Source organism: Janthinobacterium sp. SUN206 (genome assembly GCF_030587305.1).
GTDB classification, from domain to species: Bacteria; Pseudomonadota; Gammaproteobacteria; order Burkholderiales; family Burkholderiaceae_D; genus Janthinobacterium; species Janthinobacterium kumbetense.
The window spans coordinates 401,938-419,866 of record NZ_JAPWIB010000004.1 but is presented as its reverse complement, the minus strand read 5'-3'; the positions used below and the strand labels follow the sequence as shown (position 1 = coordinate 419,866).

The window sequence follows — 17,929 nt, the reverse complement described above, 5'->3', positions numbered from 1 at the left end:
AGTGCCTTATTCTGCCCAAACAACCCAGCCGTAGTGGGCGCTGGCCAACACCAGCAAGCCGAACACGATGCGGTACCAGGCAAAAAACGTGAAGTCGTGCGAGCTGATGTAGCGCAGCAGCCAGCGCACGCACAGGAAGGCGGAAATGAAGGCGGCCACGGTGCCCAGGCCGAACAGGGGCACGTCGGTGGCCGACAGGATGTCGCGCGCTTTGTACAGCGAGTAGAAGGTGGCCGCGAACAAGGTCGGGATGGCCAGGAAGAACGAGAATTCGGTGGCTGTCTTGCGCGACAGGCCCAGCAGCATGCCGCCGATGATGGTCGAGCCGGAACGGCTGGTGCCCGGAATCAGCGCGAATGCCTGCGCGCAGCCCACCTTCAGGGCGTCGAACGGCGTCATTTCATCGACCGAGTTGACGCGCACGGTGACGGGGTTGGTGCGCGCGCGGCGCTCCACCAGCAAGATGATGATGCCGCCGATGATGAAGGCCATGGCGACCGGTACTGGCTTGAATAGCGCATGCTTGATCATCTTGCCGATGGCCAGGCCGATGACGGCCAGCGGAATGAAGGCGATGGCCACGTTCAGCACAAATTTGCGCGACTTGACTTCGGTGCTGAAGGTGGACAGCACGCTGCCGATGCGCTGGCGGTATTCCCAGCACACGGCCAGGATGGCACCGGCCTGGATGGCGATCTCGAAGACGTCCATGACTTCTTTCGAGACATCCTTGGTAAAGTCGAGCAGGCTGCCGGCCAGGATCAGATGTCCCGTGGACGAAATCGGCAAGAATTCGGTAAAACCTTCGACCAGCCCCATGATGATGGCTTTTAACGCAAGAATGAGATCCATAGATGTATAAAAGGGTATAAGTACGGGTATAAGTGACAGGATGGGGTGACCGCGTGGCGCCAGCAATGTGCGCGGGGTCGAAGCTTACCATGCCGCAGGCCCGTCGAGCCGATTTGGGCGCTGGCGGACAGCGGTTTTTTGCCGCTGCCCGCCAGGCGAGGGAGGCTTCAGGAAGCCTGTTTTGCCGGCGCCACCAGGCGCGCGCTGGCCGCCACCAGCAGCAGGGCGGCGCCCAGCATGGCAAAGGCGATGTTCAGGCTGGTGGCGTGGGCGACGAAGCCGATCACGGCCGGGCCGGCCAGGATGCCCGCGTAGCCGATGGTGGTGATGGCCGCCACGGCCAGGCTGGCCGGCATGGCATGCTGGTTGCCTGCCGCCGTAAACAGGATGGGCACGATATTTGCCGCGCCCAGGCCGATCAGCACGAAGCCTAGCATGGCCAGGCTGGCGTGCGGCGCCAGTACGGCCAGGAAGAAGCCTGCCGCTGCGCACAAGCCGCCAAAAGTGAGCACGCGCTTACCGCCAAAGCGGCTGACAACCTTGTCACCGGTGAAACGGCCCACCGTCATGGCGATGGCGAAGGCGGCGTAGCCGAGGCCACCCTTGGCTTCTTCCACGCCGCGTGTGGTGGTGAGGAACAGGGCGCTCCAGTCGAGGATGGCGCCTTCGGCCAGGAAGACGATAAAGCACAACAGGCCAATGAAAATGACGGCGCCATGCGGCATGACGAACAGCGGCGTCTTTTCGCCGGAGGCGGACGCCGTCGGCAGCAGATGGCCTTGCGCCGCGCCCAGCACGCCGCACAGCAGCAGCATCACCACCACGCAGGACCAGGCCGGCGTCAGGCCCAGCCACAACAGCAGGGCCATGCAGGCCGCACCGGCGAAGCCGCCCACGCTGAACAGCGCATGAAAGCCCGACATCATGGCGCCGCCGTTGGCTTTTTCGATGATCACGGCCTGGATATTGATGGCCACGTCAAACGTGCCCATGGCCGCGCCGAACACCAGCAGCACCAGGCCCAGTTGCAGCGGCGTGGCGGCCAGCGCCAGGCCGGGCAGGATGGCGGTCAGCAGCAGGCCGGCGCCGACGATGACCTTGCGGCAGCCGAAGCGTGCCGTGAGCATGCCCGTAAACGGCATCGCGCACAGCGAGCCAGCGCCCAGGCACAGCAGCAAAATGCCGAGGGTGGCTTCATCGAGGCCCAGGCGCGACTTGGCGTAGGGAACCAAGGGCGCCCAGGCGGCCATGCCGAGGCCGGCGGCGAAGAAGACCAGGCGCGTGGCGCGTTGTTGCAGGGTGCCGGTGAGATGCATGGGGGAGCTTTTCAAAGTCGGGGTGGATAAAATCAGGCGCGGGCGCGCAACACTTGTACGCCCAGCCGTTCAAAGGCGGCCACGTGGGCAGCGTCGGCATCGGCTTCCAGCACCAGGTGCTGCAGCAAGCCCGTGGCCAATACGCCAAAGGGTGCGGCGGTGCCCAGCTTGTCGCTGGTGACGGCCACGACCACCGCCTTGCTGGCGCCGGCGATGCTGCGCTTGAATTCCGCCTCGTCGTAATTGAACGCTGTCACGCCTGCGTCCGCATCGGCGCCGCAAGCGCCGAGGAAGCACAGGTCGGGATGCATGCGCTCGACGGTGCGCAGCGCCTGCGGTCCCAGGCTGGCGCCGGCGCGGCGGTCGACCCTGCCGCCAGCCATGATCAACTCGATTTCCGGGCGTTCCATCAGGGCCATGGCAATGGCTGGCGCGTTGGTGATGACAGTGAGCGCTAACTCTGGCAGGGCGCTGGCGATGGCCAGGTTGGTCGAGCCCGCATCGAGAAACAGCACCTGGCCCGCGCGCACGAGGGAGACGGCGGCCTGCGCCAGGCGCGCCTTGCGTTCCGGCGCTTCCTGCTTGCGCTGGCTCAAGGTGCCGCCGTCCGGCGCCAGCGGCAGGGCGCCGCCATACACGCGCTGGCACAGGCCGGCCGCCGCCATCTCGCGCAGATCGCGCCGTATCGTATCTTCGGATACGTCGAGCTGGCGCGCCAGGTCCAGCGCCAGCACGCGACCGTCGGCATGCAATTGTTGCTGGATCAGCGCGTGGCGTTGTTTGAGGAGCAGGGTGGCGGACATGGTGAACCTATAAACGTGCAGGAATGTGCATGAATATACGCAAACGTGCAAACAGAGTCAAGCGTACGCAGGTTTCCGTCAAATATTGCCGAAAAGATATAAGTTCTGTTAGTGTTGTAAAAAATGGAATAAAATAAGGGCAGCCATGTTTTCAAGTATCTCTTTCAAGGCAAGCTTGCCGGGCCGCGCCCTGCGCCGCAGTGGATGGTTGATCCTGGGCATGATGATCGTGTTGAATGCGCTGCATTGGATGCGTCATGACACGCTGGGCTGGAGCGATGCACGCGATTCCGTGTGCCTGCTGCTGATCTATCTGGGGATTGCCACCTTGCTGGAATACAAGCGGCAGCGCGACGCCGAGGAAGCGGAAGACGCGCGCTAAGCGCGACGCAAGCAGGGACGCCGTGCGCGTCGCCGCTCAGGGTGCCGTCAGCCGTTCCAGCTCGGCCAGCCAGTGCACCGCGTGTTCGCGGCTGTCGCCGCACATCTCCTCGGATGGCTGCAAGCCGCCGCAAAACGCGGGCCGTTCCGGCTGGCCAAAGATCTTGCAACGGTTGTCATCGGCCAGCTGCACGCAGCGCACGCCCGCCGGTTTTCCCTCCGGCATGCCGGGAATCGGGCTGGTGATGGACGGTGCGGTGCAGCAGGCGCCGCACGAGGGACGGCATGCCAGGGTGGCAGATGGTGACATGGGAGTTCAGACGGGCGGGTGAGGAGCCGACAGTATAGCAAGCCGGCTCCCATGTGTTGCCCGGGCGCGTTCAGCGCACGATGCTGACGCGCTTGCCCGATAAAGTGCGACGCGCCGGATCGCCATGCACGGTGATCCGGCCGGAACCGCTGGCGCGGGCGTTGACTTCATTCTGGACGCTGACGTCGATGTCGCCGGAGCCGTTGCTCGCCAGATAGGCAACGTCGCTGCGCAGCGACGCCAGGTTGACATCGCCCGAGCCATTCACGTTGGCGTCCAGGCGCTGCACGGCGCCGTTGGCGCTGATGCTGCCCGAGCCGTTGACGGCCACGTTGATGCGTTCGCCGTGCACGCTGCCCAGCTGGATGCTGCCGGAACCGTTCTGCACCGCGTCCGTGTTGCCGCTGGCGAGGGCCGCCGCGTTGATGCTGCCCGAGCCATTGTTGGCCACGTCGAAGCGTCCCGTCGTGCCCGACAATTCGCTCTTCATCGACCCGCGCTGTTCCAGGCTGAAATCGTCGCCATTCAGGCCGCTGACTACCAGGCGGCCCGAGCCGGAGATGTTGATCTTCCTCAATTGCGGCGTCGTATAGATGACGTGGATGCCATTGCTGCTGCGAATTTTCGTGTCGCTCCACAGGCGCAGCGTATTGCCGCTCACGTCGCTATGGATCAGCGGTTGCAAGTTGCTGTCCGCTTCGATCACCAGCGATGCCGTCGGGCCGACGCGCACGTCGATCTTGATGTCGATGCGCTTCATGTTGTCGATGTCGAGCGCGCTGATGGTGCTGACCTGGCGCACGTCGCGGCTCACTTGCCCATTGCCCTGGATGACATTGCTGCTGGAATCGGCATAGCGTACTTCGCCATCGTTGGGGTTGATGACGATGGCGCAACCGCCAAGGGCAACGGCACAGCACAGGGCCAGCAAGGTACGCATGGTGTTTCCTTTATGATTGTTTTAGTTCGGGACAAGAAAAGAGCCGGCTGCCGCGCCGCGGCTGCCGTGCTGTCGATGAGAAGATAGCAAAGCGGTGCGCTGGCTGGCAGGGAAATGCGACGAACTGCGTAAAACGCGGGGTGAACTGCAGGCGCGTGCGCCTGACGCGGTGCCGTCCGCCTTAAAAGCTGAGCAGGAAACAGGCGCCGGCGCCGACGGGCCGCGCATGGCGCAAGGTGCCGCCGTTGGCATGGGCCAGGTGGCGCACCAGGGCCAGGCCGATGCCGCGCCCCTGCTTCCTGGTCGAGAAAAATGGCATGAAGATGTGCGCGGCCAGCGTATCGGGCACGCCATGGCCATTGTCGCGCACTTCGATGCGCAGGCGCGCGCCCCGGCTCAGGCGGGCGCTGACCGTGACGCGCGGCGCGGCAATCCCCTGCGTGGCTTCGGCAGCGTTCTTGAGCAGATTGATCAGCGCCTGTTCCAGCTGGCCTGCATCGATCCGCACTTCCAGCGATGCCGGTTCGACGGAAAATTCCGCCCTGCCGCCGCGCGCCTGCCAGGCCGGCGCCAGCAGCGCTTCCAGGCGCTGGAACAGCTGCTCCAGGCATACCGCTTCGGGTTGCGGCGCGGGCACGCTGGACAGGCTGCGGTAGCTGGCCACGAAGTCGGCCAGGCTGGCGGCGCGGCGGGCGATGGCGTCGAGCGCCGTCGCCAGGTCGGCATGGGTGTCGTGCGGCAGCAGGGGGCGCACGTCCGCCAGCAGGTCGCAGGCCGTGCGCGACAGCGAGGCGACGGGCGTCAGCGAATTCATGATTTCATGCGTCAGCACTTGCACCAGGTCGCGCCAGGCGTTGAGCGCCTCGGCTTCCAGTTCGCTCTCCACCGGCATCAGCGCGGCCAGGTGCTGCGGTGCGCCTTGCAAGGTCAGCGCCGCCACGGCCACCAGCGCCCGCTCCACGCCCCGCTCCGTGTCAAAACTGAGCAGGCGGCGCTGGCCGGGCGGCTGCGCCGCCAGCAGTTGCTGCCACCGTTGCGGTTCGCTCGCATGTCCGGGCGCCAGCTGGCGCCGGGCGCTTGCATTGAGGGGCGTTACCTTGCGTTCCTCGGCGCCGTTCCGGATGCGGAACAGGGCGATGGGCGCGTGTTCGAGACAGGCTTCGAGCGCCCTCAGCGATTCTTCATCGGGCGTAGGCGACGGCGCCGCCGTCATTGCCGTTGCCATCGTCGACTCCTGGCGTGACAGGCGCGGCGCGAGGCGTGTCAGGCAGCGGGACAGCAGCCACGCCGGCGCTATCGACAGCAGCAGGCACAATACGCTCAGGCGCGGCGACGCCAGCGCGACAAAATACCCGGCGCCGCCGGCCAGCGCCAGCATGGCGGCGATGCTGGCGCTGGCCGTCGTCTTGAGGCTGCGCTCAGATGCCATGTTTGTTCAGCTTGCGGTACAGGGCGGCGCGGCTGATGCCCAGCGCCTTGGCCGCATGGCTGATATTGCCGTCGACCTGCTCCAGCGTGCGGTGGATGGCATCGCGTTCCAGCGCGCCCAGCGTCTGGCGTGCGTGGGCGGGCGCCGTTGGCGCCTGGCCGGCGCCGTCGAACAGGCCGAAATCGCCGCGCGTGTAGTGCGCTTCGTTCCCCAGGATGACGGCCCGTTCGCAGGCATGGCGCAGCGCGCGCACATTGCCAGGCCAGTCATGCTGTTGCAGGTAGTCGAGCGCCTCCGCCGCGGGCGCGCGCGCGGGGCGCTGGTACTGGCTTTCGTAGTGCGCCAGGTAGTGCCGCAGCAGCATGGCGATATCCTCGCGGCGCGCCCGCAGCGGCGGCACGCGCAGCACGATGGTATTGAGGCGGAACAGCAGGTCGGGCCGGAACACGGCCGGATCGAACAGCCGCGCTTCATCGACATTGGTGGCGCTGAGGATGCGCACGTCGATCGCTTCCGGACGGTCGGCGCCGAGCGGCGTCACTTCGCGCCGTTCCAGCGCCGTCAACAGCTTCGCTTGCGCCGCCAGCGGCAGGTTGCCGATTTCATCGAGAAAGAGCGAGCCGCCGCGCGCCGCCTGGAAGCGTCCTGCGCGTTCATGCCTGGCATCGGTGAACGCGCCCTTGCGGTGGCCGAACAATTCGCTTTCGAAGGTTGTCTCCGGCACGGCGCCCATGTCCACCGGCAGCAGGGGACCGGCGGCGCGGCGCGAGGCCTGGTGCAGGGCGCGCGCCACCAGTTCCTTGCCGACGCCGTTTTCACCGAGCACCATCACGTTTGCCTCGGTGGGGCCGACGCTGGCGACCATCACGCGCAGCGCGCGCATGGCCGGGGAGTCGCCCATCAGGTCCGGCGCGGCCGTGCCTGGCGATGCCATGCCGGCGCGGCGCGCCAGCGCCTGTTCCACGGCGGCGGCCAGGCGCGCGTTGTCCCAGGGCTTGGTGATGAAATCGCCGGCGCCGCGCTGCAGCGCCGCCACGGCCAGCGGCACGTCGGCATACGCCGTCATGGCGATCACGCAAGGCGGCCGTGGCAGCGCGCGCAGCAGGTCGAGCAAGGCCAGGCCTTGTGCCCCATCGGTCTGGCCGGGCTGGAAATTGAGGTCGAGCAGCACCACGTCGGGCACGGCCCGGGCCAGCAGCGCGGGCAGCCCCGCCGGGTCGCACAGCGTATCGACTTGGCCATCGCGGTAGCGCCGCCGCAGCAGCAGCTGTGCGGCGCAGGCGACATCGATATCGTCGTCGAGGATCAGGACGTGGGCTGCGGTGTGGGCCATGGAGAGCATAGTGAGCGTCGGTCGGTGGCGCATTCTAGCAGCCGCGCAGGGGGCGTGGCGGCTGCTGCGGGCATGCCCGTTTGCCGGCGCTGTGCGCTTGCGAACAGCCGCTGTCCGGAAATGGACACTGCGGGACACCGCGCCGCGCCGCCCGTGCCGACGCGCGGCTGCAGGGCGCATGTCCGCGTGGCGCCTGCCGCTGGCACGCTGCTTGCTGATGCAGGGACAAGACCAGTGCGAAAGACGTGAAAATAAATATGCATGCTCCCCGATCTTCGATCCCCCCTTTGCCGGCCAGCGGCGCCGCCATGGATACGCGCGTGCCGCGCAGCCGGCGCAAGCTGGTCGCCGCCGGCCTGGCGGGCGTGTTGCTGCTGGCCGCGCTGGCCGCCGCGGGGTGGTGGGCCATGCCGCGCGGCTTGCAGGTGCCTGCCGCCGAATTGCGCATCGGTATCGCAGAGCGCGGCATTTTTCTCGATGAAGTGGTGGTACGCGCCAGCGCCGAGCCGCTGCATTCCGTGCTCCTCGATTCGGTCGAGTCGGGCCGCATCGACGAGGTGCTTGCCAGTGACGGCGCGCTGGTCAGGAAGGGCCAGCTGCTGTTCCGCATCTCCAATCCGCAGCGCAACCTGGAACTGCTGGCCCGCAAGGCCGAACATGCGCAGCAGATTTTCAACTTGTCCAACTTGCGCGTGGCGCAGCAGGCCGGCGCCAGCGAGCACCAGCGCCGCCTGGACGACCTGGCGTTCGCGCTGCAGCAGGGAAGCAAGCAGCATGCGCGCCATGTCAGGCTGGCGGCGCAGGGCTTCATTTCCAGCGTGGCGCTGGAGGAGTCGGCCGACAGCCTGCTGCAGCAGCAGCGCGCGCTGGCGCAGGAACAGCAGGCGGCGCAGGCCGAGGCGCGGGTGCGCCGCGATGCGGCCGCCCAGCTTGAGGCGTCCATCGCGGGCCTCAGTTCGGGCCTGCTGCTGGTCGGCGCCACGGTCGATGCCCTGGCCGTGCGCGCGCCGTCCGCCGGCCGGCTGACGGACTTCCGGCTGCAGGTGGGCGAGTCGATTGCGACGGGCAAGAATGTGGGCCGCATCGACGACCCAGTGCGCTACAAGCTGTCGGCCAGGGTGGACGAGTTTTACCTGAACCGCATGGCGGCGGGACGGCAAGCCAGCATCGTCCAGGATGGCCGCGCTTATGCGCTGAGCGTGCAGACGATTTATCCGCAGATCAAGGAGGGCCGCTTCACGGTGGAACTGGTGTTCACGCACGGCCAGCCGCCCGTGCTCAATCCGGGACAAAGCCTCGATGCGCAGATCACCCTGGGCGAGCCGGCCGCCGCGCTGCTGCTGCCGAACGGCGCTTTCGTCAACGACAGCGGCGGCGCCTGGGTCTACGTGCTCGATGCGTCCGGCGGCCAGGCGCAGCGGCGCGCGGTGCGTATCGGCCGGCGCAACAACAGCCAGCTCGAAGTGCTGCAAGGGCTGCAGGCAGGCGAACGCGTGATCCTGTCCGCCTACGCCGCCTATGGAAATTCCCCCAGATTGCACATAAGCCGGTAAATTCCCTCTCATCTTCCATAAAGGTTCCACCCATGCTCAAACTAGTCGGCGTCAGCAAGCTGCATCAGTCAGGCGATATCCAGACCAAGGCCCTGGACCGCATCGACCTCGAAATCGAGGCGGGCGAATATGTGGCCATCACGGGCCCGTCGGGCTGCGGCAAATCGACCCTGCTGGGTCTGCTGGGCTTGCTCGATATTCCCAGCCAGGGCGAATACTGGTTCGAGGGCCAGAACGTGGCAGGCTGGAGCGAGGCGAAGCTCAATGTGCTGCGCCGCGGGCGCATCGGCTTCATCTTCCAGAGCTTCAACCTGATCGAGGAACTGAGCGTGTTCGAGAACGTGGAGCTGGCGCTCGAATACAACGGCACGCCGGCACGCGAACGGCGCCAGCGCGTGGCCGCCATGCTCGACAAGCTGGGCGTGGCCCACCGCGCGGGACACCGGCCGTCGCAGCTGTCCGGCGGCCAGCAGCAGCGCGTGGCGATCGCGCGCGCGCTGGTGGCCGGGCCGGCCGTCTTGCTGGCCGATGAACCGACGGGCAACCTCGATACGGCGCACGGCAATGAAGTCATGCGCCTGCTGCGCAGCATCAATGCGGAGGGCACGACGGTGGTGATGGTGACCCACTCGCCCGACCATGCGGCGCAGGCGTCGCGCACCCTGCATTTGCTGGACGGCCGCGTCGTGGTCGACGCCTTGCAAGCCGCATGAAGGCGGCCGATTTCCGCATCGGCTGGCGCCTGCTGGCGCAGCAGCGTGGCGCCTCGGCGGCCGTCATCCTGGGCCTGGCGGTGGGTTTCGCGGCCTGCTTTCTGCTGCTGGGCTTTGTCGGCTACAGCCTGGGCTACGATAGCCACGTACCGCAGCGCGAGCGCGTGCAGCTGGTCAAGCAGCGCATCAATCTGTTCATCCGCCCCGAGTGGCAGAACTACGCCTATCTGTCGCTGCGCGACGTGGCGCAGCGCAGCGGTGCGGTGGAGATGGCGAGCATCGTCAGGCAACTGGCTTTGCCCGTGCAGCGCGGCGAGCGCCCGTATGCACTGAACGTGCAAGCGGTCGATGCGGATTTTGCCAGCCTGTTCGGCGTGACGGCGCTGCAGGGCGACTTGCGGTCCACGCTGGCGCAGCCCGATGCCGTGGCGCTGACGCAGACGGCGGCGCGCAAGCTGTTTGCCGACGGGCCCGCGCTGGGCCAGTTGCTGCGGGTCGGCGGCGTCACGCTGCAGGTGCGCGCCATCCTGCCCGACCATCAGCGCAACACCACCGTGCCGTATGAAGTGCTGGTGGGTACGCTCAGCAGCGCCTGGCCGGCGGCGCAGCGCGAGGCCGCTTTTTCCGGCACGGGGCGCGGCGCCATTTACCTGCGGATGCGCCCCGGCGCAGACCCCGATGCGCTGGCGGCGCTGCTGCAGCGGGCCGTCAACGATTCGCCGCAAGACCGGCAGGTGCGCGGCGCCTCGATGGGTCGCGCACTCGAGGGGCGCAACGTCACCGACATCGCGCTGCTGCCGCTGGCGCAGGCTTACTTCGATGCGGACCTGTACAACAGCCGCGCGGCGGCGCGGCATGGGCAGCGCGCCAGCGTGGCGGGACTGGCCGTGCTGGCGCTGCTGATACTGGCCCTGGCCGTCATCAATTACGTCAACCTTGCCACCGTGCGCACCTTGCGCCGCCAGCGGGAAATCGGCGTGCGCAAGCTGCTCGGCGCCAGTGCGGGGCGCCTGGTGCGGCAGTTCCTGGCCGAGTCGGTGCTCACAGCGCTGCTGGCGGCCGCCGCCGGTTTGCTGCTGGCCTGGCTGGCGCTGCCGCTCTTCGCCGAGCTGGTCCAGCGGCCGCTGGACGATATGTTCACTGCCTGGCGCTGCGCCGGCGCCTTGCTGTCCGGCGTGCTCACGGGCTTGTGCGCGGGCGCCTATCCCGCCTGGTGCGCGCTGCGCGTGCGGCCCGGTCCCGCGCTGGCTGGCCGCGGCAACAGCGAAACGGTGGCTGGCCTGTGGCTGCGCCGCGTGCTGACGGTATTGCAGTTCGGCGCCGCCATGGCGCTGTGCGCCGCGACCCTGGCCGTCGGCTGGCAAGCCTGGTATGGCAGCCATGCCTCGCCGGGCTTTGCGCCGGATGGCTTGCTGGTGCTGGACTTGCCGCCCGGGAGCGAGGACAGTCCGCAGGCGCGCGCCTTCGAAGAGGCGCTGGCGCGCCTGCCCGGCATTGCCGGCGTGGCGGGCATCCTGGAAGCGGTCGGGCGCGATGGCAGCAAGGTCGTCGGCAGCGTCAGGACGCGCGGCGGGCGCGACGTGCGCCTCGAATACAAACCCATGACGCCGGGCTGGTTCGACCTGCACCGCATCGTGCCTCTGCACGGGCGATTGTTCGACGCGGCGCGGGACAGGGTCGGCAGCCAGGTGGTGGTGCTCAATGCGGCGGCGGCGCTGGCGCTGGGCTACCCCACGCCGCAGGCCGCCGTGGGGCAGGCGATGCCGGACGGGCAGGTGATCATTGGCATTGCGCCGCCGATCCGCTTCCAGGACATGCGTCAGGCGGCCCAGCCGATGCTGTTCGATTTGCGCCATGGCGGCACGCTGTCCTTGCGCAGCGCGGACGCCGTGGCAGTGGCCCATGCGCGCATCGAACCGCTGTGGCGGCGCTATTTTCCGGAGCGGATGCTGGAGCTGCGCACGGCGCAAAGCCTGCTGACGGGGATGTATGCCGAAGATCTGCGCCTGGCGCGCATGCTCGGCCTGGCCAGCCTGATCGCCCTGCTGCTTGCCGCCTTCGGCATCTATGTGCTGTCGGCCTACAGCGTGCAGCGCCGCAGCCGTGAAATTGTGCTGCGCAAGTTGCATGGCGCCGGCCGCGCCGCCATCGCGCGCCTGGTGGGACGCGAGTTCATGCTGCTGCTTGCCGCCGGCGCCGTATTGGGCCTGCCGCTGGCGGCCCTGGGCATCGCGCACTACCTGGCCGGCTTTGTCGAGCGCGCGCCGCTGGGCGCCTGGCCCCTGGCGGCGGCATTGCTGCTGGCCCTGCTGGTGGCCCTGCTGGCCACCGTGCGGCACACCTGGTCGGCCATGCGCATGGCGCCGGCGCTGGCCTTGCGCGCTGACTGATACTTCAAGGGATAGCATGATGTCTGCACGAGATTTTCGCATCGGCTGGCGCTTGCTGGCGCAGCAACCGGCGTATTCCGCCGCCGCGCTGGGCGGGCTGGCGACGGGTTTTGCACTGTGCCTGTTGCTGCTTTGCCTGGTCCGCTATTCCTTCAGCTTCGATGCCGCCGTGCCGCAAGCCGAGCGCGTCTATGTGCTGAAGCACCGGCTCAACTTCATTCCGCAGCCGCAGTGGCTGGAATACACGCCATTTGCCCTGCGCGACGTGGCGCTGCGCAGCGGTTTCCCCTTGCAAGCGAGCGTGTTCTGGCCGCGCAAGGCGACCTTCGAGCAGGATGGTCGTCAGCAGGAACTCGAGATCACGGCCGTCGATCCCGCTTTTGCCGCCATCTTCCAGCCGCGCGTGCTGGCCGGCGACCTGTCGGCGGCGCTGAGCCGGCCCGATGGTCTGGCCGTGACGGAGTCGATGGCGCGCCGCCTGTTCGGCCACGCCGACGTGCCGGAGCGCGTGCTGGGGCGCGATATCGCGCTGGACCGGCAACGTCTGCGCGTGCGCGCCGTGCTGGCCGATCCGCCGCTGGCCAGCACGGTGTCCTATGCGCTGCTGGCGGGGACGGGCAGCGTGCTGTGGCCGGCGCCCCAGCGCGACGCGGCGCTGGCCAACTGGATGGGCATCGCCGGCAAGATTTATGTCAAGGCGGGAGCGGGCGTGAGCGCCGAAGCCTTGCGCGGCGCGCTGCAGACTGCCACTGACCAGGGGCCATGGAACAGCCTCGTGCCGCCGCAGCAGCGCGCCGCGCTGGGCGAGCGCAAGCCCGTCGAAATCGCGCTGGGGCCCCTGCGCGACGCCTATTTCGACACCACGGTGGCCAACACCATCGGCAGCGGTCCGCGCGCCGACCGGCGGCTGGTGCTGGGACTGGGCGCCGTCGGCCTGCTGATCCTGCTGCTGGCCGTGTCCAACTACATCAGCCTGGCGGCCGTGCGCACCTTGCAGCGCCAGCGTGAAATCGCCGTGCGGCGCGTGCTGGGCGCTTCCTCGGGGCAGTTGCTGGCCCAGTTCCTGGCCGAATCGCTGTTGCTGTCGCTGGGGGCCACGGCGCTGGGCGTGCTGCTGGCCTGGTTGCTGCTACCCCTGTTCGCCGCGCTTGTGGCGCGGCCGCTGGATGACATCTTTGCACCGCTGCCGCTGGTGCTGTGCGTGCTGGCCGGCACGGCGGCGGGCGCCTATCCGGGTTGGCTGGCCTGTCGTGTCGACATGCGCCAGGCGCTGGCGCAGCGTAGCGGCGACACCCGCGGCAGCGCCGGCCTGCGCCGCGTGCTGACGGTGTCGCAGCTGGCCCTGGCGATGGGCCTGGGCAGCGTGGCGCTGGCGGTAGCCTGGCAGACGCGCTATGCCAGCGAGGCTGCGCGCGGCTTCGATGCGGCGCCGCTGCTGGTGCTGGAATTGCCGAAGGGGCAGGATATGCGCCAGCCGGCCAGCGTGGCCTTCCGCGACGCCGTGCTGCGCCTGCCCGGCGTGGCGGCGGTGGCGGACAGCCGCGACGTGCCTGGCCGCGACGGGGGCGGCGGCACGCGTTCCAGCGATATCGTGCAGCGCGGCGACGGCGGCAGCATCTCGCTGGAGATCCGTGAAGTCAGCGCCAGCTTTTTCGACGCGTACGGGGTGGCCGCGCTGGCGGGGCGCGCGTTCGATCCCGCCATCGAGCGTGCGCCGGAGGCGAGCGCCGTCGTCATCAACATGGCGGCTGTGCGCGCGCTGGGCATGGCCACGGCGCAGCAGGCGCCGGGACGCTGGCTCAATGGCCAGGCCTTGCAGATCGTCGGCGTCGTGCCGGACATCCGCTGGCAAAGCTTGCGCGAGCCGCTGCTGCCCGTGATGTACCGACTCGACCCTGCCAATGCGATGCTGACCGTGCGCCTGGCGGCGGGGGAGGACGGCGCCAGCGTGACGGAAGCCGTCGCCCCGCTGTGGCAGCGCTATTTTCCGGGGCAAGTGTATGCGCCCAAGCCGCTGACGGCATATGCCGCCAGCGCCTATGCCGACGATCGCCGCATGGCCAGCCTGCTGGCCTGGGCCAGCGCCGCCATCTTCGTGCTGGCGGCCTTTGGCGTATATGTGCTGGTGGCGCACAATGTGCAGCGGCGCGCGCGCGAGATCGTGTTGCGCAAGCTGCATGGCGCCGGGCGCCTGGCCATCGGGACGCTGGTGGTGCGCGAGTTCCTGTGGCTGCTCGCCATCGCCGGCGTGGCAGCCTTGCCGCCGGCCGCGTTCGTGGTGGCCCTGGCGACTGCGCGCCACGCCTGGCTGGCCATGCGCATGGCGCCGGCGCAAGCCTTGCGCGATTGAGACGGGCTTGCCGCTTGGTGTCAGCGTCGGACGCTCCCAGCCGATGGGCGCCATGCCACAGCGACGCGTTACAATGGCGAGCGTGCGGATCGGCCAGCCGGCGAGGTGCGGCTGCCTATATGTATACGCATCAGTGTACTTCTGCGCCCTTTTCGTGCGATCAGGATGGGTCTGGCAACCGGCGCTTGACCTTGACGGTAGACCGGTCTACCATTAATGACTCAAAAGTAAGTTACTTGGAAAGACACATGCAAGCCCCGATTGATACCAAGCCCCGCTGGGAGCGGCGCAAGGATGCCCGCCCGCAGGAATTGCTCGCCGCCGCCCTCGACCTGTTTGTCGAACGGGGCTTCGCATCGACGCGCCTGGAGGATGTGGCCAAGCGGGCCGGCGTGTCGAAAGGCACCCTGTACCTGTACTTTGAGAACAAGCAAGAGCTGTTCAAGGCCGTGGTGCGCGACAATATCGTGCATTCCATCGGCGAGGCGGAAGACAGCATGGCCGCCTCGGACAGCACCAGCGCCGAGTTGTTACGCAGCATGATGATGCAATGGTGGGAAGAATTCGGCGCCACCAAGCTGGCCGGTTTGACCAAGCTGATGTTGGCCGAAGCGAACAATTTCCCGGAACTGGCGCAGTTTTACAACGAAGAGGTGGTCACGCGCGGCAATGCGCTGATCGCCACCTTGCTGGAACGGGGCATGCAGCGCGGCGAATTCCGCCAGGTCGATCCCGTGCTGGTCAGCACCATCCTCAGCGCGCCCGTCACCATGCTGATGATGTGGACGCACTCCTTCCTGCCGTGCGAGGTCAAGAACATCGATCCCGTCGCCTACATGGATGCTTTTATCGATATGAGCTTGCGCAGCTTGCAGGTGGAGGCGCCCGGGAAAAGTTGATAAGCGGAGCTAGCCTCTACCGTTCAGTTGCCCCTTTTCCAAGGTTCGCCCCCCCAAATCTGCAGATCGTCGCAAATTTCCTCCATTCCCCGCCTTTATGGTTAACATGTGCTTTCAGCCAGTTCAACGATAAAATGGCGGATTATTACTTCACTTACCGAGTCCAAAGATGAATATCGAACAAGCCCGCTTCAATATGATCGAACAGCAGATCCGTCCATGGGACGTACTGGATATCGACGTATTGGAGCTGTTGAACGTGGTCAAGCGTGAAGATTTCGTGCCGGCCGCCTATAAGAACCTGGCCTTCGTCGATACCGAAATTCCACTGGGCGGTGGCGAATGCATGTTGACGCCGAAGCTGGAAGCGCGCATTTTGCAAGACGTAGCCGTCAAGAAGCATGAAAATGTGCTGGAAATCGGCACCGGCAGCGGCTATATGGCCGCGTTGCTGGCGCACAAGGCACGTCATGTGACGAGCGTGGAAATCGTTCCCCAATTGAAAACCCTGGCCGAGCAGACCCTGGCCGCCAACGGCGTGACGAATGTCACCGTGGAACTGGGCGACGGCGCCCAGGGCTGGAGCAAGGGCGCACCGTATGACGTGATCGTCGTGTCCGGCGCCCTGGCCGTGTTGCCGGAAGCACTGTTGCAACAAGTGAAAGTCGGCGGCCGCATCCTAGCCATCATCGGCGAAGCGCCGATCATGTCGGCGCACTTGATCACGCGCAGCTCGGACAAGGCCTACGACACGCGCAAGCTGTTTGAAACCAATGTCACGCCGCTGCAAGCCGTGGCACCGTCGCATTTCCAGTTCTGAGGCGACCGATTCGATGGAGCATTTGAGTGCACCGCAGCTGGCCGCCTGGCTGGCTGACCCTTCCCGCCCGCGCCCCTTGTTGCTGGACGTGCGGGAACAGTGGGAGTTCGACCTGTGCCACCTCGACGGTGCCACCCTGATGCAGATGAATTCGATTCCTGCGCGCATCGATGATCTCGATGAAGACGCCGAGATCGTCTGCATCTGCCATCACGGCATGCGCAGCATGCAAGTGGCAGCCTTCCTGGAGCGCAATGGTTTTGGCAAGATCAGTAATTTGACGGGCGGCGTGCATGCCTGGGCGCTGCAAGTCGACAGCGCGATGCCTAAATACTAAGTTATTTTGCAGTAGATGCACCCAGGCATGTTTTCCTGCATGCCTGCGGAGGCCTGTACCCCGCTCACCCGGCGGGCGCAAGGCAAGCGGTAGCAGATTTTTGATTCCATCAACTTTTGACGACTCCAACGGAGAAATGCAATGCGGAAACCCCTTATCGCCGTGCTGATGACCAGCGCCTTTGTCTCGATGACATACTCGCTGCAAGCGCAGGCGGCCGATCTCATCCAGGTGTACCAGCAGGCGCTGGCCAATGACGCGCAGTACGCCAGCGCGCGCGCGGCCCTGTCGGCCGGGATGGAGCGGGTTCCGCAGGGATTGGCAGGCTTGCTGCCGCAAATCTCCGCGTCGGGCAGCAATACGCGTGGCAATCAGGAACAGATCGTCCAGAACAATGGCGGCAACAAGATCACCTCGCCGTCCGTGAATGTACGCACGAATGCCTACAATTTGACACTGGCGCAACCGCTGTTCCGCTGGGATCGCTGGGAAACCTATCAGCAAAGCAAGCTGGCGCAGGCGATTGCCGAAGCGCAATTTGCACAAGTGCAGCAAGACCTGATCACCCGCGTGGCGCAGGCGTATTTCGATGTGCTGAGCGCGCAGGACAACCTGGGCGCCACGCAGGCGCAAAAGGTCGCCACGACGGAACAACTGGCATCGGCCAAGCGCAACTTCGAAGTCGGCACGCAAACGATTACCGACACGCACGAAGCGCAAGCGGCCTACGATCTGGTGGTGGCGCAGGAGTTTGCCGCCATCAATGACCTGGCCAACAAGCGCAGCGCCTTGCAAACCATCATCGGCGAAGCGCCGACCACCCTGGCGCCGATGCGCACGGGCGTCGTCATCAGCGCGCCAGAGCCGGCTGCCGTCGAGCCGTGGGTGTCGTCCGCCGAAGAGCAGAACTATGGCGTCGTCACGGCCCAGTTCAATGTGGAATCGGCCAAGCGCGACATCGGCCGCAACCGCGCCGGCCACTACCCGACCGTGGACCTGATCGCCAACGCTGGCCATACCTATTCCTCGGGCGGCGGCAATGGCAGCGGCAATAACAATAATGCCATCGGCGTGCAGTGGAGCATCCCGATCTTCAGCGGCTTTGCCGTCACCAGCAAGGTGCGCGAATCGATCGCGCTGGAAAACAAGGCCCGCAACGACCTGGAAACGGCACGCCGCACGGCCTCGCAAGGCGCGCGCCAGGCTTTCCTGGGCGTCAATAGCGGCCTGGCGCAAGTCAAGGCGCTGGAAGCGGCGGAAGTGTCGAGCAAATCGGCGCTGGAGTCGAACCAGCTCGGCTATCAAGTGGGCGTGCGCATCAATATCGACGTGTTGAATGCGCAGAAACAATTGTTCTCGACGCAGAAAGACCTGTCGAAAGCCCGCTACGACACCATCATGAACGGCTTGCGCCTGAAGGCGGCGGCCGGCACCCTGAAGGAAACGGACTTGATGCCGGTCAATGCCTTGCTGGACAAATAATCCAGTATTGCGCACGATCAA

16 protein-coding genes are annotated in these 17,929 nt (G+C 66.6%); 9 read left to right on the top strand and 7 right to left on the bottom strand.

What is annotated here, in order from left to right:
- Positions 1–6 precede the first annotated feature (6 nt).
- From O3300_RS22540 to O3300_RS22530, 3 genes are all read right to left on the bottom strand, one after another.
- Positions 7–852: an undecaprenyl-diphosphate phosphatase gene (locus O3300_RS22540; RefSeq protein WP_099666310.1), complete on the bottom strand. Its 846-nt coding sequence runs from the start codon at positions 850–852 to the stop codon at positions 7–9.
- Positions 853–1,019: 167 nt separating this feature from the next.
- The gene (locus tag O3300_RS22535; protein ID WP_305054173.1) at positions 1,020–2,168 is read right to left on the bottom strand and encodes an MFS transporter; all 1,149 of its coding nucleotides are present in this window, start codon (positions 2,166–2,168) and stop codon (positions 1,020–1,022) included.
- Positions 2,169–2,200: 32 nt separating this feature from the next.
- A complete protein-coding gene (locus O3300_RS22530) occupies positions 2,201–2,971 on the bottom strand; it encodes a DeoR/GlpR family DNA-binding transcription regulator (RefSeq protein WP_289900110.1) in 771 nt (256 codons plus the stop codon).
- A gap of 145 nt (positions 2,972–3,116) precedes the next feature.
- Here O3300_RS22530 and O3300_RS22525 point away from each other — a divergent pair, with 145 nt between their 5' ends.
- Positions 3,117–3,353, top strand: coding sequence for a hypothetical protein (locus tag O3300_RS22525; RefSeq protein ID WP_305054172.1), 237 nt, complete (start codon positions 3,117–3,119; stop codon positions 3,351–3,353).
- Positions 3,354–3,389: 36 nt separating this feature from the next.
- Here the strand turns inward: O3300_RS22525 and O3300_RS22520 are convergent, their stop codons facing one another.
- The 4 genes from O3300_RS22520 to O3300_RS22505 all read right to left on the bottom strand — a co-directional run bounded on the left by O3300_RS22520 (position 3,390) and on the right by O3300_RS22505 (position 7,364).
- The gene (locus O3300_RS22520; protein WP_289903266.1) at positions 3,390–3,662 is read right to left on the bottom strand and encodes a YkgJ family cysteine cluster protein; all 273 of its coding nucleotides are present in this window, start codon (positions 3,660–3,662) and stop codon (positions 3,390–3,392) included.
- Between the two features lie 70 nt (positions 3,663–3,732).
- Positions 3,733–4,602, bottom strand: coding sequence for a head GIN domain-containing protein (locus O3300_RS22515; protein ID WP_305054171.1), 870 nt, complete (start codon positions 4,600–4,602; stop codon positions 3,733–3,735).
- A gap of 181 nt (positions 4,603–4,783) precedes the next feature.
- Complete coding sequence (locus tag O3300_RS22510; RefSeq protein WP_305054170.1) at positions 4,784–6,031, bottom strand: PAS domain-containing sensor histidine kinase; 1,248 nt, start codon at positions 6,029–6,031, stop codon at positions 4,784–4,786.
- Positions 6,021–7,364, bottom strand: coding sequence for a sigma-54 dependent transcriptional regulator (locus tag O3300_RS22505; protein ID WP_305054169.1), 1,344 nt, complete (start codon positions 7,362–7,364; stop codon positions 6,021–6,023). Before O3300_RS22505 ends, O3300_RS22510 begins: the two co-directional genes overlap by 11 nt.
- Before the next feature lie 257 nt (positions 7,365–7,621).
- Between O3300_RS22505 and O3300_RS22500 the strand changes: the two genes are divergently transcribed.
- The 8 genes from O3300_RS22500 (at position 7,622) to O3300_RS22465 (ending at position 17,908) form a co-directional block, all read left to right on the top strand.
- The gene (locus O3300_RS22500; RefSeq protein WP_305054168.1) at positions 7,622–8,917 is read left to right on the top strand and encodes an efflux RND transporter periplasmic adaptor subunit; all 1,296 of its coding nucleotides are present in this window, start codon (positions 7,622–7,624) and stop codon (positions 8,915–8,917) included.
- A 32-nt stretch (positions 8,918–8,949) separates the two neighbouring features.
- Positions 8,950–9,630, top strand: coding sequence for an ABC transporter ATP-binding protein (locus tag O3300_RS22495; RefSeq protein WP_099666317.1), 681 nt, complete (start codon positions 8,950–8,952; stop codon positions 9,628–9,630).
- On the top strand, positions 9,627–12,020 hold the full coding sequence (locus tag O3300_RS22490) for an ABC transporter permease (protein ID WP_305054167.1): 2,394 nt from the start codon (positions 9,627–9,629) through the stop codon (positions 12,018–12,020). Before O3300_RS22495 ends, O3300_RS22490 begins: the two co-directional genes overlap by 4 nt.
- 16 nt (positions 12,021–12,036) lie before the next feature.
- Positions 12,037–14,370 (top strand): ABC transporter permease, encoded by a 2,334-nt coding sequence (locus O3300_RS22485; RefSeq protein WP_305054166.1) that lies wholly within the window; start codon positions 12,037–12,039, stop codon positions 14,368–14,370.
- A gap of 248 nt (positions 14,371–14,618) precedes the next feature.
- On the top strand, positions 14,619–15,269 hold the full coding sequence (locus O3300_RS22480; protein WP_099666319.1) for a TetR/AcrR family transcriptional regulator: 651 nt from the start codon (positions 14,619–14,621) through the stop codon (positions 15,267–15,269).
- Positions 15,270–15,438: 169 nt separating this feature from the next.
- Positions 15,439–16,089, top strand: coding sequence for a protein-L-isoaspartate O-methyltransferase (locus O3300_RS22475; RefSeq protein ID WP_034788761.1), 651 nt, complete (start codon positions 15,439–15,441; stop codon positions 16,087–16,089).
- 13 nt (positions 16,090–16,102) lie between these two features.
- On the top strand, positions 16,103–16,426 hold the full coding sequence (locus O3300_RS22470) for a rhodanese-like domain-containing protein (protein WP_034745954.1): 324 nt from the start codon (positions 16,103–16,105) through the stop codon (positions 16,424–16,426).
- Positions 16,427–16,567: 141 nt separating this feature from the next.
- Positions 16,568–17,908, top strand: a complete 1,341-nt coding sequence (locus tag O3300_RS22465) for a TolC family outer membrane protein (RefSeq protein WP_305054165.1) — start codon at positions 16,568–16,570, stop codon at positions 17,906–17,908.
- The last annotated feature ends 21 nt before the right edge of the window (positions 17,909–17,929 follow it).